Annotated in this window: 25 protein-coding genes; 12 read left to right on the forward strand and 13 right to left on the reverse strand. The window is 39.1% G+C overall.

The window, feature by feature from the left end:
• Positions 1-65: 65 nt before the first annotated feature.
• Positions 66-1,982, reverse strand: a complete 1,917-nt coding sequence (locus ATS71_RS11955) for an alpha/beta hydrolase family protein (RefSeq protein ID WP_058405026.1) — start codon at positions 1,980-1,982, stop codon at positions 66-68.
• Positions 1,983-2,223: 241 nt separating this feature from the next.
• Between ATS71_RS11955 and ATS71_RS11960 the strand changes: the two genes are divergently transcribed.
• The 3 genes from ATS71_RS11960 to ATS71_RS11970 all read left to right on the forward strand — a co-directional run bounded on the left by ATS71_RS11960 (position 2,224) and on the right by ATS71_RS11970 (position 5,078).
• The gene (locus tag ATS71_RS11960) at positions 2,224-2,652 is read left to right on the forward strand and encodes a hypothetical protein (protein WP_058405027.1); all 429 of its coding nucleotides are present in this window, start codon (positions 2,224-2,226) and stop codon (positions 2,650-2,652) included.
• Positions 2,649-2,840 carry a helix-turn-helix transcriptional regulator gene (locus tag ATS71_RS11965; protein WP_008132333.1) on the forward strand — a complete coding sequence of 64 codons (192 nt, stop codon included), beginning with the start codon at positions 2,649-2,651 and terminating at the stop codon, positions 2,838-2,840. Before ATS71_RS11960 ends, ATS71_RS11965 begins: the two co-directional genes overlap by 4 nt.
• Positions 2,841-2,948: 108 nt before the next feature.
• Positions 2,949-5,078: a TonB-dependent receptor plug domain-containing protein gene (locus tag ATS71_RS11970; RefSeq protein ID WP_058405028.1), complete on the forward strand. Its 2,130-nt coding sequence runs from the start codon at positions 2,949-2,951 to the stop codon at positions 5,076-5,078.
• A 30-nt stretch (positions 5,079-5,108) separates the two neighbouring features.
• On the opposite strand, the gene ATS71_RS18465 is transcribed toward ATS71_RS11970, so the two are convergent.
• Complete coding sequence (locus ATS71_RS18465) at positions 5,109-5,276, reverse strand: DUF2986 domain-containing protein (RefSeq protein WP_082653622.1); 168 nt, start codon at positions 5,274-5,276, stop codon at positions 5,109-5,111.
• Between the two features lie 169 nt (positions 5,277-5,445).
• Here ATS71_RS18465 and ATS71_RS11975 point away from each other — a divergent pair, with 169 nt between their 5' ends.
• Complete coding sequence (locus tag ATS71_RS11975) at positions 5,446-6,933, forward strand: dipeptidase (protein ID WP_058405103.1); 1,488 nt, start codon at positions 5,446-5,448, stop codon at positions 6,931-6,933.
• Positions 6,934-6,979: 46 nt separating this feature from the next.
• On the opposite strand, the gene ATS71_RS11980 is transcribed toward ATS71_RS11975, so the two are convergent.
• Positions 6,980-7,744: an EAL domain-containing protein gene (locus tag ATS71_RS11980; RefSeq protein ID WP_058405029.1), complete on the reverse strand. Its 765-nt coding sequence runs from the start codon at positions 7,742-7,744 to the stop codon at positions 6,980-6,982.
• A 217-nt stretch (positions 7,745-7,961) separates the two neighbouring features.
• Between ATS71_RS11980 and ATS71_RS11985 the strand changes: the two genes are divergently transcribed.
• Positions 7,962-8,141: a 2TM domain-containing protein gene (locus tag ATS71_RS11985; RefSeq protein ID WP_058405030.1), complete on the forward strand. Its 180-nt coding sequence runs from the start codon at positions 7,962-7,964 to the stop codon at positions 8,139-8,141.
• Between the two features lie 68 nt (positions 8,142-8,209).
• Here the strand turns inward: ATS71_RS11985 and ATS71_RS11990 are convergent, their stop codons facing one another.
• From ATS71_RS11990 to ATS71_RS11995, 3 genes are all read right to left on the reverse strand, one after another.
• On the reverse strand, positions 8,210-8,647 hold the full coding sequence (locus ATS71_RS11990; protein WP_058405031.1) for an OsmC family protein: 438 nt from the start codon (positions 8,645-8,647) through the stop codon (positions 8,210-8,212).
• 128 nt (positions 8,648-8,775) lie between these two features.
• Entirely contained in the window at positions 8,776-8,913 is a 138-nt protein-coding gene (locus ATS71_RS18470; protein WP_082653623.1) for a DUF2256 domain-containing protein, read from the reverse strand.
• 2 nt (positions 8,914-8,915) lie between these two features.
• Positions 8,916-10,445, reverse strand: coding sequence for a cryptochrome/deoxyribodipyrimidine photo-lyase family protein (locus tag ATS71_RS11995; RefSeq protein WP_058405032.1), 1,530 nt, complete (start codon positions 10,443-10,445; stop codon positions 8,916-8,918).
• Between the two features lie 183 nt (positions 10,446-10,628).
• On the opposite strand from ATS71_RS11995, the gene ATS71_RS12000 reads away from it, so the two are divergent.
• From ATS71_RS12000 to ATS71_RS12015, 4 genes are all read left to right on the forward strand, one after another.
• Complete coding sequence (locus ATS71_RS12000; RefSeq protein WP_058405033.1) at positions 10,629-11,237, forward strand: flavin reductase family protein; 609 nt, start codon at positions 10,629-10,631, stop codon at positions 11,235-11,237.
• Between the two features lie 43 nt (positions 11,238-11,280).
• Positions 11,281-13,209 carry an alpha/beta hydrolase family protein gene (locus tag ATS71_RS12005; RefSeq protein WP_058405034.1) on the forward strand — a complete coding sequence of 643 codons (1,929 nt, stop codon included), beginning with the start codon at positions 11,281-11,283 and terminating at the stop codon, positions 13,207-13,209.
• Between the two features lie 139 nt (positions 13,210-13,348).
• Positions 13,349-14,782 carry an ATP-binding protein gene (locus ATS71_RS12010; RefSeq protein WP_058405035.1) on the forward strand — a complete coding sequence of 478 codons (1,434 nt, stop codon included), beginning with the start codon at positions 13,349-13,351 and terminating at the stop codon, positions 14,780-14,782.
• 74 nt (positions 14,783-14,856) lie between these two features.
• The gene (locus tag ATS71_RS12015; protein WP_058405036.1) at positions 14,857-15,528 is read left to right on the forward strand and encodes a response regulator; all 672 of its coding nucleotides are present in this window, start codon (positions 14,857-14,859) and stop codon (positions 15,526-15,528) included.
• A gap of 34 nt (positions 15,529-15,562) precedes the next feature.
• Here the strand turns inward: ATS71_RS12015 and ATS71_RS12020 are convergent, their stop codons facing one another.
• Positions 15,563-16,417 (reverse strand): PA4780 family RIO1-like protein kinase, encoded by an 855-nt coding sequence (locus ATS71_RS12020; RefSeq protein WP_058405037.1) that lies wholly within the window; start codon positions 16,415-16,417, stop codon positions 15,563-15,565.
• A 291-nt stretch (positions 16,418-16,708) separates the two neighbouring features.
• On the opposite strand from ATS71_RS12020, the gene ATS71_RS12025 reads away from it, so the two are divergent.
• Positions 16,709-16,984: an EF-hand domain-containing protein gene (locus ATS71_RS12025; RefSeq protein WP_058405038.1), complete on the forward strand. Its 276-nt coding sequence runs from the start codon at positions 16,709-16,711 to the stop codon at positions 16,982-16,984.
• Positions 16,985-16,996: 12 nt separating this feature from the next.
• Positions 16,997-17,452 carry a hypothetical protein gene (locus ATS71_RS12030; RefSeq protein ID WP_058405039.1) on the forward strand — a complete coding sequence of 152 codons (456 nt, stop codon included), beginning with the start codon at positions 16,997-16,999 and terminating at the stop codon, positions 17,450-17,452.
• Positions 17,453-17,509: 57 nt separating this feature from the next.
• Here ATS71_RS12030 and ATS71_RS12035 read toward each other — a convergent pair whose 3' ends face one another.
• The 5 genes from ATS71_RS12035 to ATS71_RS12055 form a co-directional block, all read right to left on the reverse strand.
• The gene (locus ATS71_RS12035) at positions 17,510-18,886 is read right to left on the reverse strand and encodes an FG-GAP repeat domain-containing protein (protein WP_058405040.1); all 1,377 of its coding nucleotides are present in this window, start codon (positions 18,884-18,886) and stop codon (positions 17,510-17,512) included.
• Positions 18,887-19,049: 163 nt separating this feature from the next.
• A complete protein-coding gene (locus ATS71_RS12040) occupies positions 19,050-20,351 on the reverse strand; it encodes an MFS transporter (RefSeq protein WP_058405041.1) in 1,302 nt (433 codons plus the stop codon).
• Between the two features lie 161 nt (positions 20,352-20,512).
• Positions 20,513-21,355, reverse strand: coding sequence for a glutathione-dependent disulfide-bond oxidoreductase (yghU, locus tag ATS71_RS12045; protein ID WP_058405042.1), 843 nt, complete (start codon positions 21,353-21,355; stop codon positions 20,513-20,515).
• Positions 21,356-21,397: 42 nt separating this feature from the next.
• The gene (locus ATS71_RS12050) at positions 21,398-21,973 is read right to left on the reverse strand and encodes a rhomboid family intramembrane serine protease (RefSeq protein WP_058405043.1); all 576 of its coding nucleotides are present in this window, start codon (positions 21,971-21,973) and stop codon (positions 21,398-21,400) included.
• A 130-nt stretch (positions 21,974-22,103) separates the two neighbouring features.
• Complete coding sequence (locus ATS71_RS12055; RefSeq protein ID WP_058405044.1) at positions 22,104-22,787, reverse strand: type 1 glutamine amidotransferase domain-containing protein; 684 nt, start codon at positions 22,785-22,787, stop codon at positions 22,104-22,106.
• Positions 22,788-22,954: 167 nt separating this feature from the next.
• Between ATS71_RS12055 and ATS71_RS12060 the strand changes: the two genes are divergently transcribed.
• Entirely contained in the window at positions 22,955-23,878 is a 924-nt protein-coding gene (locus tag ATS71_RS12060) for a LysR family transcriptional regulator (RefSeq protein ID WP_058405045.1), read from the forward strand.
• An 18-nt stretch (positions 23,879-23,896) separates the two neighbouring features.
• Here the strand turns inward: ATS71_RS12060 and ATS71_RS12065 are convergent.
• Positions 23,897-24,415: dienelactone hydrolase family protein (locus ATS71_RS12065; RefSeq protein WP_058405046.1), on the reverse strand; the 519-nt coding region annotated here is incomplete at its 5' end.

Consider the following 24,415-nt stretch of genomic DNA (forward strand, 5'->3'; position numbering starts at 1 on the left):
AAATTTCTTAGTAGGGAGAGGGAAATGAGTGCCAGCATTTATGCTGGCACAATTTTATTAGCGTATTATTTTAGACTTTCTGCAAAAAATTCAGCCATTTTAGTGTAGAAATCAGTGATGTTTTTAGGTTGATGAAATCCATGTCCTTCATCTCTCACCATTGACTCATATGGATAGCCTATTTTATCAAGCGCTGATGTTAATGCTTCATATTGTTCCATAGGAACCCTTACATCGTCCTCGCCATGGGCAATAAACAGTTTAGCCTTAATCTTATCAACATTAAATGAAGGAGAGCGAGCTTGCATATCTTGCATGTCGGTCCCATGAACCATGTCTAGAAATTTTCTACCTGATTTACTTTTTGGTGTATCGCCACTCTCTTTCATTTCTGGTAGTGAGTATACGCCTACATAACCAATTGCACACTTGTACAGATCTGGCTCCCTAATAACGCCCATTAATGTAGCGTAACCACCGTAACTAGCGCCGTAGATACATATTCTATCTTTATCTATTATTCCCTCATTAATAGCCCAATGAGTGGCATCGGTGACGTCGTCTTGCATTTCGCGCCCCCATTTTTTATAACCACTCTTCTGAAATTCGCTGCCATAGCCACCAGATCCTCTAAAGTTTACTTGAAGCACAGCGTAACCTAATGAAGCCATGTACTGAGTTTCAGGGTTGTACTCCCATAAATCTCTAGGTCCATGCGGGCCGCCATGCAAGTATACAATTGCAGGTAAGTTTTTATCAGCAGCCCCTTTTGGTATGGTTAAATAGCCGTTTAGGTCAACGCCATCTCTTGCTTTTATTCTAAAAGGTTCCGTCATAGAAAGACTTTTTTTATCTATCTGAGGAGCGCTTGAGGCAATAAAAGTCGCTTTTTTATTTTTAGTATCGTACAAGTAAAAGGTAGTTGGCGAATTGTCTGCTTCTACAGAAAACACAGAAAGGCCTTTTTCTTTAGAGTGGCTTGTAAATTGTAATCGATAATTTTTAAATGTATCACTTAGCTCTTTAAATATTGCATTTTCACCCTTTGCATCAAAGTATTGATATTGAGGGTAATCAGGGTCAAACGTAGCCCCTATAACATCTCCGTTAGGGCCAAATATTGCCGTTGAAATATCAACATTGTCATTTGCCGCTAAAAGGGTCAGTTCTTCATTTTCAAAGTTAAGGCTGTAAATAGCAGTAGTTTTTCTGCCCGAGTCACTCATTAAAAAGGCCTCGTTACCCTCTAGGTTCATACCTAAAAAACCTAGCGCATCTCCTTTCTCGTAGCTTAGTTTATTAAGGTTTAAAGACAGCCAATTACTGTTCGCTTTTTTCTTAAAATAAACACTTAAATCGCCTTTGCCAAGCTCTTGAACTTCATCTTCTTCATAACGAAATGCCAATCTAGGGTTACCCGAAATATCGGTAGTTATACCAAATACGTCGTCTTTGGGTTGGCCGGCTACATAATCCACTTTTCCGTTATAAATATTTAATTTATGAACATTAACAGCAAAATCATCATTAAAGTGACCTTTGGTGATTAAAATGTTTTCTTTATCATTTGGAAGGGTGCTAATGACTTTTAAAATGGACGTGTTTGAAAATAAAATTTCACGCCTTTTAGAGCCATCGTAATTTGCAACAACATAATATGGGCGCCCACCTTTGGTATCTAAAAAGCCGACTGTTTTAGCTACTGACATCATAAATCTTTCGTCATTTAACCAAGTAACATTACGTATTTTTTGATTTTCGCCAAATGCAAATGCGGCCGTTGTTTTTCCTGATTCCCTTTCAAGAATAACCAGCTTTACTTCAGTATCTTCTCTGTAAGTGATTGAATAATATTTACCACTAGGTGAGATTTTAACCTGAACGTATCCGCTTTTATCAAAAAAATCTTCTAACGTATTTTTACTATATGAGTTAAAGCTTAATAACAATAAGCATAAAACTATAAGCCTTGTAATTAACATTTTATATCCTTAATTTTTAGAGTATTTATTAAATACCATAGCTACTTGTTACTTAATATTTAATAACGTTATTCTATTGTTATTTTTATCTTTTTAGAAGTACTGCTGGAAACATTTCACTAGAGATTTGTAACACATTGTAATGTCATTAAAACCAATCTTTATGTAAAGCTTGTTTGACTTGGGGCTGTTTTTGTACAAATATAGTAAAGTGAACTTTACTTTTTAAGAGGGTTAAAAAATGCAAACACAATTAACGTTAAAACAGCGCCAAAAAATAAACACCACTAATTTAGCTAAATGGACGCTTATCTGGTTACTGTCGTTGGCGCTATGTTCGTTTGGACCTGTTTTAATTTGGGAGCATAATAACGTGGTGAGTGGCTTTTTTATTGTCGTAAATGTTGTAGTGGGTATTGCTATGATTATAGCCAATAAGCGCAATTTACAAGGGCTTGATGAGTTACAACAAAAAATACATTTAAGCGCAATGGGCTTTACGCTTGGGGCGGTTGTGGTTGGCGGGCTTGCATATAGTAATTTGCAGCTAAGTGGCATTATCGAAGTGCGAGCTGACATACCAGACATAATGTTTTTAATGGGCGCGGTTTATTTAATTAGTACCTACATACTTAACAAACGCTACAGCTGTGATGAGGGCGACGAATGAAAAACCGCTTAAAAGTACTCAGGGCTGAACGAAATTTAACACAAGCCAAACTAGCAGAATTATTAGATGTATCACGCCAAACTATTAACGCAATAGAAAAAGGCAAGTTTGATCCCAGTTTACCTTTGGCGTTTAAAGCAGCGCGGTTATTTGAATTAAAAATAGAAGATATTTTTGATGATGAATAACGCCGTCGTATTTAATATAAAATGAGTAAAGTGCGACAATTTGTCGCGCTTTTAATATGGCTACACGAATTATAATTAGTTCAACTATTACAGTGGCATAATTATAAAATGGCAGATTTAAGCACGACTCCAAACACACATTTATTAACTCCCTTGGCTTTATTTATAAGCAGTATATTTTCTCCTGTAGTTTTTGCAGACGACACCTCCTTAGAAGTTATTGAGGTTCAGGGACATTCGCAAAATAAACATCTTGCACTTGGCTCAGCAGAGTCATTATTAACCAACTTAGGGGTAGACTTTTCTGCTTCGGGTGGGGTGTCAAACTTACCTATTTTAAATGGCCTGATGGGCGATAGAGTAAAAGTATTAGTAGATGGCGCAGATGTAACCGCTGCATGTGCTAATCATATGAACCCACCACTTTCGTATGTTTCTGCTAATCAAATTACCGCTTATCATGTTATTGCGGGTATATCTGCGGTGAGTGCCGGTGGCGATAATATTGCTGGTGTAATAAGCGTTAATTCTATTTCACCACAGTACAGCGACAGTAGTGACCTAGGGTGGCATTCGGGTTATGTATCGGCTCAATACAACAGCGTAAATAATGCACGAAAAGTGGGCGTTGGGGCACGTATAACAAGTGATAACTTGAGCTTTAATTACCAAGGTGCATTTAGTGATGCTAAAAGTTATGAAGACGGAAATGGAAATTTAGTATTTGATACTTTATATCGCGTTCAAAACCATGCGCTTTCTGCAGCGATACGAGATAAAAATCAACAGCTTGTTGTTAAGTTAACCCACCAAAAAATACCTTATCAGGGCTTCGCCAATCAGTATATGGATATGACTGATAACACAAGTTTTGGCGCTATTGCACAGTATAAACATGTATTTATAAGCAGTGAGTTGGAGGCGCAGCTTAACTGGCATGATGTAAAACACGATATGGGTTTTTTTAGCCCAGAAAAAACCGGCATGATGCCAATGAGCACTGATGCGCGAGATATAAGCTCACAATTAAAATGGCGTTTAAACTTAAATAGTAATAGTAGTCTATTACTAGGACAGGCATTTTATGATAACCGAATTGATGATTGGTGGTCTGCTGTTGAAGGTTCCGCCATGATGGGGCCTAACGATTACATTAATATAAATAATGGTCAGCGTAAGCGTATTGCAGCATTTGCAGAGTATGAGAGCCAAATAAATACTAAGTTGTGGTTAAATTCAGGTATACGTGTTGAACATGTAAAGACACGTGCTGACGATGTTCAGCCTTACAATGAAGGCATGGCAATGATGAATATGAACGCCATGACAATGCAGCCGAATAACGCAAATGCCGCTGCTGCTTTTAATGCCATTGAGCACAATAAATCAGATACGGTGGTTGATATAAGTGTTTTACTTAATTACCAACTTACCCCCAATGAAGAGTTACAACTGGGTCTTGCTCGTAAAAATAGAGCGCCTAATTTGTATGAGCGATACAGTTGGGGGGGAAGCAATATGGCAACTACCATGATTGGTTGGTACGGCGATGGCAATGGCTATATAGGTAATCCAAATTTAGCGGTGGAAACTGCGCATACAGTAAGCTCTACTTATATTAAATCGGCTCAAAACGACGACTGGCGGGTTAGTGCTAACATTTGGTATACCGATACAACCGACTACATTGATGCAGACATCGTCAGGTCGTTTAATCGATTTGGCTTAGAAAATACGACACGCAATATACTTAAATTTACAAATACAGATGCGGTATTGTATGGCGTTAAATTAGATTTAACCGCGAATATACATGAATCTAAAGCACTCGGTAATTGGCAATTAAATGCCAATATTACCAATACGCGCGCAAAGCGAAATGATACAAACCAGCCGCTTTATCAAATAAAACCACTGCACACTAAGCTTGAAATAAGCCAACAACTGGGCCGCTTTGAAAATACCTTATCGTGGCTATGGAATGATACTAAAACACGCGTAGATACCACTCGATTCGAAAACCAAACCGACAGCTATAATATTGTCAATTTAGGCTCAAAAGCGTCATGGGGCGACTTAACGTTAAGTGCACATGTGAATAATATATTTGATGAATACTATCAGCTACCGCTTGGTGGTGTGAGCATTGCGCAGCTTAAAAAAGGCGAAAGTACTGGTTTTGAACAGCTCGCAGGGCAGGGGCGCTCGTTTAATATTGGGATGAGTGTCGCATTTTAATGTGATTTTATATCTATAACCAAGAGTCGGTTATTCCTGCTCTTGGTTATCATCGCTTTGAGTTACTGAATTTTGCTGCTCAAGCTTTTCTCGATCAGCTTTTGACACATACGCAGGCTTATTACTTTTATGTAATTTAGCGTTAGCGCGTTTGTCTTTCTTTTGAAATTTAGTGACTATTTTTTTACGACGATTCACACAAATCTACCCTAGTTATTTTAAGCCATCTATTATACCGCTATCCAACTTAAAGCTGCCATATAAATATTGCCCTCAATAGTGTGTTAAATTACCGCAAAGCGCTATTTGTAATGTATTTCGCACGTTATAATTAAAACTCGTAGTGACTCATTAAATGGATATTGTTTTGAAAAAGTTAGTTCTAGCCAGCCTTGCTTTATACATGTTTAACGCCCAAGCACAGTTAAATAAAGAGATAGATAACATTGCCGATTACGCAGTAAATACCTACCAAAATGCCCAAGTTCATACGCTAACTAACTTAGTGGCCTTTCCTACGGTAAATAAAGACTCAATACCCACACCACAAAACCCAGACTTTATAGCCTTTAAATCGCTGTTAAAAATAAAAGCTGCAGAGCTTGGTTTTGATTACCAAGATTTAGGACATACCGTGTTAATAGGTATGGGTGAGCAAAGCGAAAAAGTCACCGTAGTGACTCATGGTGACGTGCAACCTGCAAACGCGAGTAAATGGAAGCAAAGCCCATTTATTATTGATACCTCAGAACCAGGCAAGTTAGTTGGTCGCGGTACCGAAGACGATAAAGGGGCAATAGCTACTGCGCTTTACGCCATGAAAGCGATTAAAGACAAAGGCATAGAGCTTGATAACCGCATTGAGCTGATGATTTACTTAGCTGAAGAGTCTGATTGGGGCCCATTGACTGAATTCATGAAAACATACGAGCAACCAAAGTATGCAGTAACCATTGATGCATCATACCCAGTAGTGGTTGCTGAAAAAGGGTGGAGCTTAATTTCTCCTACATTTAATGCCATATCTGATCAAAAAGCAGTGTATGTAAGCGACCTTGCTGGTGGTGCTTTCAAAAGCCAAATACCAGAAGACGCAAGCTTAGTACTGCATAATGCAAACAACGCACTAGTAAACCAATTAAAAACAAAAGCCAAGCAACTAGATAAAGTTGAATTTAACTTTACTGAACAAAATAACGCCATGGTCATTAGTGTAAAGGGCATGTCTGCCCATTCTTCTGAGCCCGAATCTGGCGTGAATGCCATTGCACATTTAGCTGAGCTATTTAATGGAGTCGCGCTTGAAAACAACAGCGATGGACAGCTCATTAAATTTGTAAATCAACTGATAGGGTTAGATCTTCACGGTAAGCAGTTTGGCGATATTGCCTATAAACATGACTTTATGGGCCCAATGACTGTTTCTCCAACCGTCATTGAGCGCAGCGGAAATAAATTAACGTTAGCCGTTAATGCTCGTCGCCCTGTTGGTAAAAATGAAGATGTTTTAAGGCAGCAAATAGAGACAGCCGTTAATCAATGGCAAGCTAACAATAACGTTACACTCGAGAGTATAGATACAGTGATAGGCAACCCTATGCTGTTAGATAATGCGCCGCACGCACAAAAGCTACTCGATATTTTTAAACATTTTACAGGTGACGAACAAGCCGATTTTGTATCAATTGGCGGAGGTACTAACGCAAAACTATTTGATAATGCCGTATCGTTTGGCCCATCAATGCCGGGTAAACGTTATACAGGCCACTCAGAGCATGAATTTATTACGCTTGAGCAATTGGAGCTTAATTTACGCATGTATACCGCAATGATGATTGAGCTAGGTAATATGTAAGCTAAATTTAAATACTCATAAAATAGGTGTTGGTATTAATTAGCACCTATTTTTCAAAATTAACTTTGGGGAGATTTTCAAAACTGGGCTTTGCAAATAAATAGCCTTGCATTAACTCAACGCCAGCCTGTTTAAGCCACATGTATTCTTCTACTGTTTCAATTCCTTCAGCTAGGGCTGTAATATTTAAATCGCGAAACATGTTTAAGCAATGAGTTACTATTAATTGGCGTTTCGCATCGTGGTTAATATCGCGTATTAGTGCCATATCTAGCTTAATAATATCTGTTTGAAAGTCAGCAAGTAGATTTAAACCAGAGTAACCTGCGCCGAAGTCATCGGTCGCGGTTTTAAAGCCAAGCGATTGGTAATAACCAACCACGCGTTTTATATGTGCAGTGTCTTCTACTTTCTCTACCTCGGTAAACTCAAACATGATGTTTTTAATTGGGAAATTATACTTTTTTGCCGCTTCTAATGTGGTGCGTATACAACGTTCTGGTTTATAAATAGCGTTTGGTAAAAAGTTGATGCTAAGCATTGATGTAATGCCTAGTTCTGAGGCTAGCTTAATGGCTTTAATACGGCAAAGCTGGTCAAACGTATAACGGTTTTCCTCGTTCACTCTTGAAATAATAGAATAAGCAGATTCGCCGTTTAGCCCCCTCACTAATGCCTCGTAGCCAAAAATATGGTTGGTTTGGCAATTTATTATAGGTTGGAAGGCCATTGAAAAATCAAATTCAAGTGTGTTTGCATCCTCACAGTTACTGCAGGTAACTTTTGCGCAATTTGTTGATTTTTCATTCATTTAATTCAGCCTTTGTAACATATACATCAAGGTTAGTTTAAATCCGATTTTAACACAAACAAGTTAAAGTATGAGTTTTTATATTTTAACTAGTTATAAGTAATTAATAAGTAAGCCCTAATTGATGACACTTGTCATAATATTGAGTGACTTTTAACAGCTGTATTTGCTGTGTTTATGTTTAAAAATAACCTCATACATAAAGAGGAGAGTAAACATGAATACAACTACATTTTTTGAAAATCTAAAGCGTTATTTAGCTGTATTAACACTATTAACAGTCATTAATTTAATTACCTCGCCAAATTATTTATGGGTGATATGGCCGGCGTTAGGTATGGGTATTGCACTACTTAACGATTTATTAAATTTAAACAACTCAAAAAGGGTTGGGTAATGAATGCAAAGCCAAGTAAAAACTTACTTGGCTTAGATTACCTACTATTGAGCATGGGTAATAGTCGGTTATGAGACGCTCTCGAGTGTTGCGTTAAGTGATATTTCGGTATTAAGCAGCTTTGAAATAGGGCAGCCTTTTTTAGTTTGCTCACACAATGCTTGAAATTGCTCATTAGCAATATCTTTAATACGTGCGTTTACTTCAAGAGTTATATGCGTCACTGCAAAGCCATCGTCTACTTCATCAAGGCTTACCGTTGCTTTGGTATCAATTTTATCGGCCGTAAAACCAGCATCACCTAATGCAAGCGACAACGCCATGCTAAAACAGGCACTGTGCGCCGCACCTACTAGCTCCTCAGGATTTGACCCTGGCTCATCCTCAAAGCGGGTATTAAAGCCGTATGGCTGTTTATCAAGTGCGCCACTTTGCGTTGAAATACTGCCTTTGCCTGTTTTAATGTCACCAGACCACGTTGAGTTTGCTGTTTTTTTAATCGTCATCATCTTCTCCTTGCGTTGCATGTAAGCTTTTCAGACTCATTAAGCGTTATTTACAAAAAAGCTTAAATAACGGCTGAAAAAGCACTAATTTCTGATGATGTTGCAAAATAGACGCCAGTAAATTTCAATTACTCTTTATTGCGCTTACACCGCTCTGAGCAATAAATTACATTATCCCAGTCACGCTGCCACTTTTTACGCCACGAAAATGGCTTGTCGCATACTGGGCATATTTTGTGAGGTAGGTTTAGTTTTTTATGCGCCATAATTACTTAATCTTAGTGTTATTTTTAGTGGTACTTTTATTTTTTACTTTGCTTGTTTTAGGTGTGATTGCAACATGCTTTCTAAGAATTTTGCCTATGGCACGTTTAACGTCTGGACGCTCTCGGTATTGCCATAATCGCTCGCGGGCGTCTTTAGATGCGACCGTCAAATCAAGCATCGGCTCTGGGTAATCTTCACCGAGTTTAAAATCGTTAAACAATGCCTCCATTGGGGTTTGTTCCCATGGTTCGTGTAAATACTCAATAGGAAGCTTTTCAAGCTCGGGGCACCACTTTTTAATAAATGCGCCGGTAGGATCTTGATCTTCTGATTGTTTAATCGGGTTGTAATGACGAATAGTATTAATGCCCGTAACCGATGCCTGCATTTGAATTTGCGGGTAGTGAATACTGGGTTCAAAATCTAAAAAGTAATTCGCCAGTGGCAAACTTGCTTGCTGCCAACTTATATTTAAATGATGCGTTACAAAGCTCACAAGCATAGCGCGCATTCTAAAGTTAATATAACCGGTGGCTTTTAAACAGCGCATGCATGCATCTATTATTGGTATGCCTGTTTGCCCCTGTGCCCAGCGCTCAATGTCGCGTTCTACATGCTCATCGGTACGATATGGAAATGAGTGATATCCCGGATTTAATGCTTTAAATTCCATGGTGCATTCACTTTCAAATTTTTGCATAAAGTGGCAATGCCAATGCAAACGAGATACAAAAGCAGCAAGCGGGCGTTTCCAACCTTTCTTATCTGGGTGTGATGAATGATAAGCGTCTATCGCCATTTGATAAACTTGCCTAAGGCTTATATTTCCCCACGCTAAATATGGCGAGAGCCTAGAGCAATGTGTACGGCTTAAGCTTGGGCTAGAAATCCCTTTTTGATAGCCTTTACCGCGCTGGTCAAAAAAACTTTGCATAACTTCTCTTGCGTGAAGCGATCCTCCTTGTTGAAAGTTATCATCATCTTGCGTGTAGGTTTTAGGTAACGCTGGAGTTTCATAATCTTTAAGTTTTACGGTATTAACATTTTTCCAATTGGGTATAGCAAGCGGGGACTGCATTGTTTTTTGCCAGCGCTCATTCCAGTTATCACGATTTTTTTTACCACGAATAACAGCGCCTGTTGGCGATTCTAGCCAGTCTATATGGTTATGACGGCACCAAGCTTTAATTGCTAGGTCGCGCTCAAATGTATTGTTTAGCCCGATTTCTTGGTGGCTAAAAATACGTGATATTTCAAACTGGTTATTGAGCCTATCAAGCAGTGTTTGCATATTTTCATTAAATATATAAACCTTTGCATTAAAGCGCGCTAACTGAGAATTTAAATTAACAATAGATTGATATACAAAGCGCCAATGCCGCTCATTGTAATGAGCATCTTCAAGTAGAAGTGGTTCAAAGTTATAAAGTAGTAAGGTCGCTATGTCAGTATCGAACGCACTTTTTAAGGGCTGATGATCGCTTAAGCGTAAATCGCGTTTGAACCACACTATGTTTATTTTTTCACGCATTTAATTTACGACTCGTCGCTTAAAGTTAGTATATTAGTGTTCACGTTATTTGTGTTTTTTGTTTGCGTATTTACTAGTTGGTACTGGTTGCTAGATAAAAGCATTGAAATATAAAACAGTTAAAGTTGTTAATACGTAAAGGTTTTAAATTGCGATTTAGTTTTAATAATAAAAAGGAAAAACATGTTTTTAGATTTAACTACTAATGCCAATCACAATGTGTATTCATATTTAGTGGGAGGTATAAGCCCGCGACCTATTGCATGGATCAGCACGTTAAGTGAGAAGGGAATTGCGAACATTGCCCCGTACTCATTTTTTACCGTAGCAAGCTGTAACCCTCCTGTATTAAGTGTTACTCAGGTAAACCCGCGAGATCAAGCCAACAAAGACACCTTAACTAACTTACTGGCAACTAAAGAGTGTGTAGTCAATATTGTTAGCCATAACTTAGTTGAACAAATGAATCAAAGCTGTGCTAATTATCCAAATGACGTGAGCGAGTTTGATGAAGCAAATATACAACAGGCGCCAAGTTTGTTAGTGAGCCCGCCAAGTGTCGAGGCTTCTAAAGTACGCTATGAATGCACACTACGTGAGGTCATTACTATTTCTGAACAGGCAAGTGGCGGTATAATGATGTTATTAGATGTAGTAGGTATTTGCGTTGATGATGCAATATTAGTAAACGGTTATATAGATCCTACTCGCTTAGATGCTGTAGGAAAAATGGGTGGCGATTACTTTAGTACAACAAAAGATAAATTTGTTCTGAAGCGCCCTCAGTTGTAGAATACGGACCTGATTTAAAAACATAAAAATAAAAGGATTTTTGATGCGTAAATTCATTGCTGCTGCATTAATTACTCTTCTGAGCTTTAACACCCTTAGCGCGCAAGATAAAAAACTACCAATCGAAGCCTTTGCTGGCTTAAAAGACTTTAGCCAAGTAAAGCTTTCGCCTAATGGTGAAAATCTTGCTTTTGTAAGAAACAACAAAGGCACTTTAATTTTAATGGTAAAAAACTTTAAAACAGGTGTTATTACCCCTGTTTTACAGTCTGACAACCAAACTGTATTTTTTGACTGGTATAGTTGGGCGAATGATGATGTGCTGTTGCTTGGTGCACGCCATATAAAGTACCAATTTGGTGGTGCTAAATATACTTCAACACTTATGTATGCTTATAACTTAACTGACGATAAAGGCATTAAGTTGGCTATGAGGGGCAATGCAGCCCGTGGCGAAAGACAACCACAGTTTGCCGATAAAATTGTTAGTTTTTTACCTAAACAAAAAAATAAAATTTTAGTGCAGGGTGACTTTAAAATAGCTAATACCCCAGCGGTATACGAGTTAGACCTAACCACATTGCGCAGAACGCAAATACAAAGGCCTCGTAATAATGTTACAGCGTGGTTTGCCGACAGACAAGGCAATGTGCGAATCGCTAAAATAATGGATGATACCCAATTTACTTATGAATTACTTAACGCTGAGACCGGAGACTGGGACACGTTATTTGATTACGAAGTATTTAGTGAGCAAAGTATTTCTATATTAGGGTTTGATAAAAGCCCTAACCTTTTATATATCTCGGCTTTGCACAACGGGCGAGATGCATTGTTTAGACTTAACCTAACTACCAAAGAGCGCGAGTTAATTTACAGTAATGATAAATACGACTTTGATGGTTCTATTTTTTATTCTAGCAAAACAGGTGAGGTTGCAGGCTTTACTGATTCTCATTTAGAGGACGGGGTAAACTACTGGGATGCAGATTTAGATAAATTGTACCGTTCGCTACGTGCATCGCTCGCTAAAGATGAGTACGATCTTGACATTGTAAGCACCACCGAAGACCAACAAAAGTATATTGTTTACTTTACCTCAGACAGCACCTCTGGCATGTACCTTCTTGGCGATAGAACTAAGAATGAATTGGCTTTACTTGCTCATGCTTACCCAAAAATAGATGAGACAGTATACGGCGGTAAAGAGCGCATTAGTTATAAAGCGCGAGATGGATTAACCATTGAAGGTTATTTAACGTTGCCTGTAGGGTATGAAAAGGGCGATAAATTACCCACTATAATATTCCCGCATGGTGGTCCAATGGCGCGAGATTACGCTAACTTTGATTATTGGACGGCACTGCTTGCTTATAACGGATACGCTGTTTTACAACCTAATTTTAGGGGCTCAAGTGGTTATGGTTACGAGTTTTTAATGGAGTCGATTCAGGGTTTTGGTTTAGCCATGCAAGACGATTTACAAGATGGTGCTAATTGGCTAATTGAACAAGGCATAGCACAGCCTGAAAAAATCTGTATTGGTGGCGCAAGTTATGGGGGGTATGCTGCGTTAATGGCGGTTGTTAAGCACCCTGAAACATTTAAATGTGCTGCCAGTTTTGCAGGCGTAAGTGATTTAGAGCACCTTGTTTTTAAAGCGCGTTACTTTACTAATAAAGAAATAGTAAGAAAGCAGTTTGGTACAGATGACGATATGTTAGAGGCTAACTCACCTGTAACGTACGCAAAGCAAATCAACCGACCTATATTATTAGTACATGGCAGCGATGACAGTGTGGTGCCTGTTTACCATAGCCGTGAAATGGAAGATGAACTCGATGATGAAGGAAAAGATGTAACCTATATTGAGCTGGACGATGGCGACCATTACTTATCGCATCAAGCACATCGCGTTAAAACGCTGCAGGCCTTTTTAGACTTTTTTGATAAACACTTAAAAAGTGAATAATACAAAGGCGACTTAGGTCGCCTTTTTTGTATAAAAATTTAGGAAAATACACATTGTTTGCACGTTTGGTTGTTAAGCTATTTATTTAAATGTGGCCAAGTTATAAGTGGCGGTTTTATTTTAAGGTCAACACTCCCTTATGAAAATTCATAATAAACTTTTTTTAATTTTGTTTAGCTTTACCTTCAGTATCATTGCAGGGCTGGTGGTGCTTATACAATGGAGTATAGGTCAGGGGGTTATTGATTATGTGAATGCTAAAGAAATAAAAGCACTTGAGCCACTCGTTATAAAGCTCGCCACGCAATATGAAAGCAGTGCCTCATGGGACGAAGTCATCCGTGATAATAAAAGCTTTAGGCGCCTTATCGAAACCGAGCTACAAAGTAGTCAATTTTCTGAACGCCCGGGGCCAAGAAGTCGCTCAATGAGACCGCCCCCGCCAGAACGCGCCCGCTTTGAAATGAAAGGCCCACCTAAGCCCAATAATATAGCTCATTACGCGTTGCTTGATAAAAATAAACAGCCAATAAGAGGGCGTTACCTTGATGAGCTTACCTATATAAATACGCCAATTATTGTTAATAATATAGCCGTTGGTTATATAGCTGTTTCTAAAAGAGATGGTTTAGTTGATGGCTACGAGCTTGACTTTTTAGAGCAGCAAACCAACTACTTATGGCTTATTGCTATAGCCGCTGCTTTATTTACCTTGTTGTTAACTTTTTTATTATCACGACACTTAGTCAGCCCCGTAAAACAAATTGCAACAGGTATGCACCAGCTGACCCAAGGTAACTTCACCACTAAGCTTACCCTTGATCGAAAAGACGAATTAGGTCAGTTAAGTGAAGACTTTAACGTGCTTGCCTTAACGCTCGCTAAAGATGAAAAAGTGCGTAAACGTTGGCTGGCAAATATTTCTCACGAATTAAGAACACCCATGAGCATTTTACTTGGTGAACTTGAAGCAATGTTACTTGGCGTACGTGAGCCCAACACCCAAAACATTAGCTCTGCTAACGATGAGGCAATGCATTTAAAACGGTTGATTGATGATTTACACATGCTAAATAGTGCTGAATTAGGGGGGATGCATTACACCATGCAGCCAACCGATTTAACATTACTGTTAAATACAATTGAGCAAAAATATCAGGTACTTTTTGAACAACATGCAATTAATATTTACGTACTTAACAGTGCCAAACAAGCTATTGTTCAGGCTGATAAAACACGGCTATTGCAGCTATTTGACAATATTTTAATGAATGCTGTGCACTATGCTAAGTGCACTACTATTTCAATAACCGCTGAGAACATAAGCAAAAAAGGGCAATCATTTATTGAGCTGACCATCGAGGATAATGGCGTTGGGGTAGAGCCTTCTCATTTAGCGCATTTGTTTGAATACCTTTATCGGGTTGATGGTGCGCGTAACCGCCAAAAAGGTGGAGCGGGCCTTGGTTTATCAATATGTAAACACATAGTCGAAGGCCATCATGGTGAAATAGTCGCAGAGAAAGCAAGCATAGGCGGCCTTGCTGTTGTGATTAGCTTACCCACAATGTAAAGCGCAGAAGTGTCACTTTTTAATTTACCTACTTTAGTAAGTGGCTAGGACTTATATGACAAAGCGAGATGCCAATGAGTGAACAAATATTAATAGTTGAAGATGAAAAAAAATTGGCTAATTTAATGAGTGATTTTTTAATGAATCATCATTTTAATACTCATCAAATACACCATGGGAATGACGTACTTCCATGGCTTGAAATTAATAGGCCCAACCTTGTGTTACTTGATGTAATGTTACCAGGTCAAAGCGGAATTGAATTATGCAAAGCGATTAGGCGCTTTTCCACAGTACCGATTATTATGGTGTCGGCTAAAGTAGAAGAGATAGACCGTCTGTTAGGGCTTGAGTTAGGCGCTGACGATTATATTTGTAAGCCATTTAGTTACGCAGAGCTGGTTGCCCGCGTTAAAGCTATTTTAAGGCGTATTAATACGTCACAGGCTCAAGCGTCGGCAATGCAATTAGATGAAACCACCTACAAAGTGAACTATAAAAATAACAACATTGAGCTTACAAACGTTGAATTTCAGTTATTTAAACCGTTGTTTAATAACCCGAGTAGAATTTATTCACGTGATAGCCTAATGGATACCATGTATACCGATCAGCGCATTGTGAGCCACAGAACAATTGACAGCCACATAAAAAAATTACGCAAAAAGCTTGATGAATTAACTAAAACTGAGAGTGTGATTCAATCTGTTTATGGGGTGGGGTATCGCTTTGTACACCCGCAATAAGTGAGCAAAGCGATTACCATAAAAATGAGTGTTATTACTCGTCGTCAGAGAAGTTGATACGCGCTAAACGTTCTTGTTCTTCATCGGCAGCGGCTTGGATTTCGTCAAGTACAGAATCAACATCAGCCTCTTCGCTGTTATCTTCAAACTCACCTGTAAGTATAGAGTTAGGTGTTAGGTTTGCTTCTTCAAATAGTGCCCACATTTCTTTGGCATACTGAGTATTTAACAGCTCAGGCGCAAACTCGCTGTAATATCGACGCATATTGTTTACATCACGGGCAAACATGGCTTCAGCGCTATTGTTTGCTGACGCATTAACAGCTTGTGGTAAGTCAATAATCACAGGCCCTTTGTCATCCACAAGCACATTAAACTCTGATAAATCACCATGAATTATACCCGCGCACAGCATAAGCATAATATAGTGCATCATTTGTTTATGTTGTTTTATAGCTTCTTCTTTGCTCATGCTTACGTGGCCTAACTGCGGGGCTACATCGCCATCGCTATCAGACACAAGTTCCATAAGTAATACACCATCAACACAGCAGTATGTGTCGGGTACGCGCACACCGGCCCTAGCTAATCGAGAAAGTGCATCAACCTCAGCGTTTTGCCAAATTTCTTCTTCTAACTGGCGCCCATAACTTGAGCGCTTCCCCATGGCACGTGCTTGACGACCACCGCGAACTTTACGGCCTTCTTGGTATTGTGCGGCTTTTTTAAAGCTGCGTTTAACGGCATCTTTATAAACCTTGGCACACCGGATGTGTTCACCACAGCGAACTACAAATACATCGGCTTCTTTGCCGCTCATTAGTCGGCTAAGTACTTCATCAACTAAACCGTCATCGATAAGGGGTTGTAAGCGTTTTGGTGTTTTCACAGCTTGCCTGCTAAGTAGAGTTGGTTATTAATCATTATTTATAAAAGTGCTCTGTAATTAGTTGTTTTATATGCTCAAGCAGTATATCAGCTTTGAGAATTAAGGGCAGTATTAAGCGCATTTGCACATGTTTGCGTTAGCTTATCTGCTGATTGTAAATTGGGCAACCAGAACGCCCTAGAACACATCAATTTTTAAATTATTTAATGCTTCCTTATTGTTTACACATTTTTTGCGTTTTTAAGGTGTAAGTTTACGGTATCAACATGTCCTGAATATAAGGTTATTACTATGAAGCATTTAACATCAACGGCAATAATTGTATTACTTAGCATTGTTTTTTCGGCCAATATTGCTGCAAAAGGAAGTAATAACAAACCGCCTAAGCCAGACTTTTCAACTCTCGACAGCGATGGCAATGGTGCAATTAGTTTTGATGAATTTAATACTAAAAAACCACCTCACGGTGACGCACAGACTATTTTTGATGAAATTGATGCTGACGGTAATGGGGAAATCAGCGAGCAAGAATTAAGTGAATATAAACCACCTCGTCGTGAACGTTGAAAGGAAACTAACATGATCAACTCCATAAACAACAACGCTACTAGTTTTATCCCGCAGCAAAAAAGCCAAGCTGCATCGTTAACGTCAGAACAAAGTGATTTTGTAAAAGAAACGCTAGCGCAGTTTGATCCCGAAAACTTAACCTCTGAAGATGCAAAAAGCATTCAAGCTGCGTTTGAAGAGCAGGGTATTTCACCCACTAAAGAGCTGGCAGAATTAATGAGCGAGCTTGAATTTGACGCTAAAAGTATTGGTGATGCTGGCCGCCCTGAAGGGCAAAGGCCGCCTCCACCACCACAAAATTCACTAGAGCAAGTTAATACAGAAGAGGTAGTAAGTTACCTCGATGAATTACTAGAGCAGTATTCAAGCCAAATAAATGATGAAGATAAAGACGCTATACTCTCGGCTGTTCAAGAAAAGTTTGGTTTGTCTAAATTTGATTCGCTACTCAGTATTAAAGCGTAACCATATGTTAAAGCCTATGCAAAAAGCCCAGTAATTCTGGGCTTTTTGTGTAGGTGGTTAGTTTAAGCGGGTTGATATTTTACTGGTGCCATCTTCTTCGGTAAATTTAAACACAAAGTCTTTTTTACCGTCTTGGTTAATATCAACTAACAAAATATCTTTACTTTTTTTAGGTAAAGTTAACTTTATTTTTTTACGCTTTTTGCTCAGCAAATTGTTCTCATCGCCGTAGTAAACATAGAGCGTTTTTTTGCTGTACTTATAGACTGCATCGGTTTTGTTATCGCCGTTTATATCGCCTATGTATAAAGGCGGGGTTGCATCGCCATTACTCATATTTATTTCCATCTCAAGATCAATTTCTATACTTGATTTGCTGGCAAATGAGCCATCTGCTTGTTGCTTATAAATATTCATTTCTACATCTACGTCAGTTTTACCACCGCCCATAGCCATAGAAGCAATAGTGCCAAGGCCAATGTCCAAGTCCATTGTTTGAAGATCTATTAAGCCATCGTTATTAAAATCTGTTTCAAATACAAGCTGACTAGGGCCGCTGGTATTTAACAATTTAATAGGTGTTTCACTAAAACCTGTTTTATTACCCAAATAAAGGTTATGCGCTATTTCAATATCGAGCGAATCCATACCTTTCACTGGCTTATATTGCTTGGTAATAAAGTCTAAATAGCCATCGTTGTTTATATCAATAAGCTGTTTTATTTTGCGTTTTTCACCGTTACTGAGCTCGCCCAGCTCAATATTAAAATTAACGTCAGCCATGGTTTTATTGTAACCATTAGCATTCGCGTAAAGTACATGGGCGCCTTGCTTATTTAAAAATACTAAGTCGTTTAGGCCGTCGTGGTTAAAGTCGGTAATAGTAGGCTGGTTATTAATATCAACCTCAAGAGTGAGCCCTTCTTTTGAAAAATCACCGGTAAATAGCGCTGTTTTTTCAAAAGTATGAGGAGTAAATTGGCCGTTGGTGTTTTGAACATACAGAGTTGTTTGTTTTAAGTCAGGGAGCAAAATATCACTCAGTCCATCTTTGTTTGCATCAATAATAAAGTTTATTTTTTCAAACTCGGTGACTTCTAGCTGGTTTATTACTGATGTGTATGTAAATAACAGTGAAGGTGTATCTTTGCCTGCTTTGTAAATGCCATCGCTTGCTACAACAAGCGCTTGTTTACCACTCGAATTAGCAAGTGTTGCCACGTCAAAGCCAATGGCATTATCAGGCAAAATTAGCTGAGTACTTTGTACCGATAGCAAATCAATATGTTCTAGCTGTTTAAGCTCTTTGTTGAATGCAAATAACGTTGTTGAGTCGGTGGTTACTAACTCTTCGGTAGTTTTAATCGACATAGTTTGTGCCGATAAAACACTAGGCGAAAGCAATATAAGTAATGCACTAAACGGTTTCAACATGGTAAGTCCCTTTGTGTAGTTTTAAGTAGGCAAGTATTTAACTCTCTTCAGCCTACGGCAAAAACTAACGTTAGGGTGTAAGTAATTGTAATAAAATGTTTATACTAAATGGATTAATAAAGTAAGTGCTTTTGGGTGTTAGTGCGAATTGTTATGGCGATGTTTATTCTATTTTAGGTAAAAATAATGCACTAATAGCGCCACAAAACCCAAGCATGCTGTAGAGCAAAATAAGTTCAGCGGTAGACAAAAAGCTCTCAAGTAATCCAAGACTGCCTAACATGAGTAAAAGCACACCAATAACCGTATTACTTACCGCAACATAATCGGTACGTTTGTTTCCTTGTGCCATATCGACTAAATACGTTTTACGGCCAAGGCGAACCCCCTGGTGAGCAACAGAGAGTAAAAAGTAAAGCGTAGGCAGTAGCCACCATGCACTCAACAGATGGTTAAACCACGTTGCAATAACAAATACCGCTAAGCCATTTAAAGTGACTAGCATAGCACTAAGCACTAAAACTCGCTGGCTTGATAGGTCACTTAATCGCCCCCAAATTGGCGCCGACACTAAACTAGCTAACCCCGATACGGCAATAAACGTTGCAAGTAATGAAAAGTCAAACGACTGGCGACTTGCTAAAATAATATAAAATGGTGCGCTTAAGGCTGAGCACAACAAAAAAGCCCGTGTGACAACAAAGTGGGCAAATTGCTTATCGTGGTAAAGGAGTTTAAGCTTTGTAAATGCGTGCAGTAAACCGTTTTTTCCTCCCTCAGTGGCCCCTTTGTATTCATTTATGCGGCTATAAAAAAAGGCCGCCACAATCCACATGATTGCGCCTAATACCAAAGCAATTAATACCGTGTTTTGTTCTTTTTGCTGAGAAAAAAACCACATCAACAGCCCAAAGGTCAGAGTTGCCAAACCTGCAATACTTGCCGCTAAGCCGCTAATGTTTCCTCGCTGTTTTTTTGGAATCACTTTTCCCAGTACATCTTTTGCTGCTACTGAATTAAAGCCCCGCGCTAAACTAAATAAAATTAATAAACCTAAAATAGCGTAGCCCGCTTGTTTTTCCTCTAATGCAAAAGCAACGCCTACCATCGCAAATATACATAGCGATTGCGCAATAGCGCCAATTACCCATACCCATTTTCGAACAGATAGTTTGCGGATCACATCGGCAATGGCCAACTGCGGAAGTAAAGAGCCAGATTCCCTTATTGGTACAAGCCACGCTATAAAGCTGCCAGGCACATTTAGGCTTTGCATTAACCAAGGGAGCGTTACTTTAGGGTTGAGTAGTGCATCTGCAAATTTACTAAACAGCTGGCTCAGTAATAAAATAATGAAGTTACCGGGTACCTCTTTACATGCAGATTCATCAATTTCTTTGCAGGCTTTAGCATCTTCTTCATTATTAAGGCGTTTATAAATTTGCTCTTTTGTTAGTTTGACCACGGTGTTTTCACAAATTTTGAAGTAAGTAAATTTATACTAGGTTGATATGATTAAATATTCTACTCTCAGTTAGGGGAGTGTGATCACTTTAGCAGCGCCATATTAAAATTGAACATAAAAAACCAGCATTTAAGCTGGTTTTTTGAAGCGTTAGCAACAGTTTACTTAAAGTCGTCTGCGCTATGTCGTTCGGCTAACTGGTCTTCTTCGGGGCCCCATGTGCGATTAACACGACGACCTCTTTTAACCGCGGGACGCTCAGCGATTTGTTTAGCCCATTTAACAACATGCGTATAAGAGGCAACGTCTAAAAACTCTGCAGCATCGTACAAGTCGCCTAAAACAAGCGAGCCATACCAAGGCCAAATAGCCATGTCGGCAATTGAATATTCATCGCCCGCCATATAGTCATTGTTACTTAAATGCTGGTTAAGTACATCGAGTTGGCGTTTGGTTTCCATAGTAAAGCGGTCAATAGGGTATTGCATTTTACTTGGCGCATAACTATAAAAATGGCCAAACCCGCCGCCTAAGTAAGGTGCAGAACCCATTTGCCAAAATAACCAGTTACGACACTCGGTTTTTGCTACAAGGCCTTTAGGTATAAATGCGTTAAATTTTTCACCTAAATATTGCAAAATAGAGCCCGACTCAAATACACGTGTTGGCGGTGTTGTTGAGTGATCAAGTAGCGCAGGAATTTTTGAATTTGGATTAATATTAACAAAGTCAGAACCAAACTGATCTCCCTCGCCAATATTAATTAGATAAGCATCGTATTGCGCATCATTAAGGCCAAGCTCTAAAAGTTCTTCAAACATAATAGCGGCTTTTTGGCCGTTCGGTGTTGCTAGCGAGTAAAGCTGAAATGAATGTTCACCAATAGGTAAGGTTTTGTCATGAGTTGCCCCAGCTATGGGCCTATTAATACTGGCAAACTTACCGCCACTTTCACTTTCCCAAGTCCATACTTTGGGTGGTGTGTAATCGTTTTTATTGCTCATAAATAACCTCACTGTTAGATTGATTTACTTAAAATAGTTTTTTCACAAACCTTTTTGTCTATCTGCTTTTGCTAATTTATAACCCAAAAACAAACCACTTAAGGCTCCGAATAAGTGGCTTTCAAACGAAATATGAAAACGTTGCGGCAATACGCCCCAAATAAAACCGCTATAAAGTATGGCAACGATTACAGCGATTACGATTGATTTTAGCGAGCGCCTAACCACGCCATAGCAGAGAATAAAACCCCATAAACCATATATTACGCCGCTCAAACCAACATGAAAATTACTGCGACCAAATGCCCATACAAGCAAACCACCTACAAGCGCAGTAAAAACAAACACGGTGTAAAATCGTTTAACACTGTATTGGCAAATAAGCCAACTGAGCACCGCAAATGGCAGCATATTACTGGCAAAGTGCCACCAACTACCATGTAAAAAGGGAGCGCAAAGTATGCCAATTAAACCTTGAATGCTACGCGGATAAATACCTAAACCATTGAGGTTTATTCCAGGGAGGCTATTAATAACTTGAAGTACAAAGCAAACAGCAACAATACTAAATATTGCAAATCGTGAAGTAGTAACTAATGACAGAGACTGGGTTGTCATATATTTTCCCTAATGAACTTAAGCAGTTGCTAGTATAGGAATTGTATTGAGTAATGAAAAGCAAATAAAAAGCACAGTTCAAATGCTGTGCTTAATCAAGGCCGTATTGGCCTTTAGTGTATAATTACTATTAACCTAATTTAGTTAATAGTTTTTTAGCAGCAAGCTCTGAACTTGCAGGGTTTTGACCTGTGATCAATAAACCATCTTCTAAAGCAAGCACACCCCAGTCCTCAGTTTTTTGGTAGTCGCCACCTTTTTTGATCAGCTCGTCTTCTACTAAAAATGGGACTATGTCGGTTAGTTGTACTGCTTCTTCTTCGCTATTAGTAAAGCCGGTTACTTTTTTACCAGCTACCAATGCGTTGCCGTCTGCATCTTTGGCATTTAAAAACACAGCACTTGCATGACATACGCCAGCGACGGGTTTTTCTTCTTTAATAAAATTTTCAATTAGCGATACAGAATCGGTGTTATCTACTAAATCCCATAATGGGCCGTGGCCACCAGGGTAAAATACTGCGTCGTAATCACTTGAATTTACTTCGCTTAGTGCATGGGTATTAGCCATTAGCGCTTGCGCTGCGCTGTCTGCATCGTAACGTTTAGTTGCATCGGTTTGAAAATCAGCAAGCGTGCTTGTAGGGTCAATTGGCGGTTGGCCGCCAGCCGGAGACGCAAGTGTTACTTCAGCGCCTGCATCAACAAATGCATAGTAAGGTGCTGCAAATTCTTCAACCCAAAAACCGGTTTTTTCACCTGTGTTACCAAGGTCCGAATGTGAAGTAAGTACCATAAGTATTTTTTTAGCCATAACAATATTCCTTCGATAATTGAGTTAATCAGTATTTGGTATTCACCAAACTCGTGTATTTACTATATGCATTTAAACTGCTTTAAACAACGATGATAAATTTGACTTTATTGGTTTAATAATTGATACAATGTGCGGGTTGAATTTTAAACTAGGCGGAAACAGCCATGAAAGTGTCGTTCGAACAATTAAAAAGTATGGTGGTATTTGCACAAATTGTAGAGCAGGGAAGTTTAACTGCCGCCGCCAAGCAACTAGGTTTAACGCGTGCTGTGGCAAGCTATCACTTAAAAAAGCTAGAAACCCAGCTTGAAGTTACGCTTTTAAATCGCTCAACTCGCACAATGACACTCACTGAGGCCGGTATAGCGTATTACGAACGCTGTCGCGTTATTACTGAGCAAGCCAATGCCGCGAATCAGCAAATAGAAAATATAAAAAGCGAGCCGCAAGGTTTACTTAAAGTGAGTTGCCCTGTTAATGTAGGCATGCAATTAATTGTACCCGCTATAAATACGTTTAAGCGTCAATATCCAAAAATTGACATCGACCTACAACTGACAGACGACGTAGTAGATATAATAAAAAATGGCTTTGATATTGCCATTCGTGGTGTTGCGTTAAGTGACTCAAACTTACAAGCGACAAAACTAACCACAATGAGCACCTGTATTTGTGGCTCTTCAGATTACTTTGATTATTTTGGTAAACCTAAAAGCCCAGCGGAGTTAAAAGCGCACAAGTGGGTCGTGTATCAATTAGGAAGTAAAACATTAACACTTCAAAAAGAGGGCAAAAAACACGACATTACAATGCAAGGTGGTTTAAGTACTAATAATGCGGCAGCTCGAACGGCATTTGTAGAGGCGGGGCATGGCCTTGGTCGTATTCCTCTTTATGATGCGTGGCCTAAAGTCCAAGCAGGGCTACTAGAGATCATACTAGACGATTACAAAACTAAAGATATTGAGCTTTATGGGGTGTTTCCGCCAGGTGCCACTGGCTCTAAAAAACTTAGGTTATTTATTGATTATTTAAAAGCGTACTTTGTAAAGCAGCATACCGCGCTGGGTATGCTGAAAAGCGTTTAAACAACTCAATGGCTTGCATTAAAGCGTGCGGTTAAATAGCGCCACCGCTTGTTGGTACATAGTGATTGCGAGTGCACCGTCGTATCGCTCACCTTCGTCGCGCATAAAGGCATGTTGTGCGTTAACTTCTTGCCACTGGTAATTAATACCGCTTCTAATACATTGCTGATAAATTTTACTGCGACCCTCCTGTGGTACATGAGGATCTTGTTTACCCCAAATAAAATGTATTTCACCTTGTATGTCGGCCATGCGCTCAAATGAATTGTTTCCTTTTTGAGCTGGTAGTGTGTCGCTATGAATATCGGTTGCGTATAAACAAAACGCCGCTTTTATTTGGGGATTAAGTGCAGCTCTGTAAGCTAAATGCCCGCCAATACATACGCCCATTGCCCCCACTGTACCTGAACAGTATTGTTGCGATTTTACAAAATCGATTAATGCTTGTGTGTCGCTATCGTGATGCTCAAGCGGTTTTTCCCACTTATCAGCATTACCTTTATCTTTACCTGCATCGTCGTAGGCAAGTACAGTTCC

Origin of the sequence: Pseudoalteromonas sp. H71, from assembly GCF_001468485.1 — a bacterium.
Taxonomy (GTDB): Bacteria; Pseudomonadota; Gammaproteobacteria; order Enterobacterales; family Alteromonadaceae; genus Pseudoalteromonas.